The sequence below is a fragment of the Candidatus Thiosymbion oneisti genome (assembly GCF_900092655.1).
In the GTDB taxonomy this organism is placed as follows: Bacteria; Pseudomonadota; Gammaproteobacteria; order Chromatiales; family Chromatiaceae; genus Thiosymbion; species Thiosymbion oneisti.
Map to the genome: position 1 here is coordinate 1 of NZ_FLUY01000433.1, position 314 is coordinate 314.

A 314-nucleotide genomic window follows, 5' to 3' on the forward strand; every position below is an offset into this window, starting at 1 on the left:
TGCTGGCGCGCTTGGCGTTCCTTGAGGGCGGCCAGCTTGTCGGCAAGCGCGGGGGCTTCACCCAACCGGTCACCGGCTGGGTTTTCCGGCGCGTCGTTGGCATCAAGGCACGGGGTGTCGGCTTCCAGATCACGTTCAATCTGCTTTAGCTGGCTTTCCAACTGTTTCTTGGTCGTGATACTGGCGTCACGGGCACTGGCCTGGAAACAGGAACCGTCGATGCCGATGGTTTCGCCGCCGAGCAGTTCCAGTTCTTGACACAGCAAGACGAAATCACGGTTCGCCGCGCGCGTTCACCCGGCGAAACTCGGCGA

1 protein-coding gene is annotated in these 314 nt (G+C 61.8%); it reads right to left on the reverse strand.

Annotated elements, in window-relative coordinates; translation table 11 throughout:
• The coding region (locus BQ17_RS04250; protein WP_439645638.1) for a hypothetical protein at positions 1-266 on the reverse strand (266 nt) is incomplete at its 3' end.
• Positions 267-314: the final 48 nt, after the last annotated feature.